Genomic DNA, 412 nt, shown 5'->3' with positions numbered 1-412 from the left:
TATATGCGACCGATGCTTTGTATTGGGTCTTTAAAGCCCATTTCCTTAGTTGTTTCTTGGATTGTACTTTTTAAAAGCATTTGAGTTATTTTTGGGTCAGTACTTCTTAACTTGCGTGATATCTGGGATGCGCTGATGGAATCAAGTCCAATATTTTCGCTGAACTTATCGTCATTTAGGGCATTACTGATATCTCGTAGTCCTTGTTGTTGTTTCAGTTGTGCATAGACCATAAGCTGTATAAATTTTGAGGTAGTTAGTTTCTTTACGTATTTATTGACCCCCGAGGAATGTATTTTTTGAAGAGTGTATTTGTCAGATAATGGATTAAACAGTGTCAATATCTTTTAAAAATGTCACCTAAAAATAGGCCAAAACGCGGTTAATTATCGCATGAAAATGTCACCTTAAA

The 412-nt window shown here is 35.0% G+C and carries 1 protein-coding gene; it reads right to left on the bottom strand.

Annotated features, from left to right (window positions below; all coding sequences use genetic code 11):
* On the bottom strand, nt 1-341 hold a 341-nt coding region (locus tag ACKX14_RS15595), incomplete at its 3' end, for a DUF4372 domain-containing protein (protein WP_422449286.1).
* Between the last annotated feature and the right edge of the window lie 71 nt (nt 342-412).

It is taken from the genome of Thermorhabdus hydrogeniformans (assembly GCF_049310025.1).
Lineage (GTDB): Bacteria > Bacillota > Thermosediminibacteria > Thermosediminibacterales > Tepidanaerobacteraceae > JBJYKD01.
This window is presented reverse-complemented; position numbering and strand designations above follow the sequence as displayed.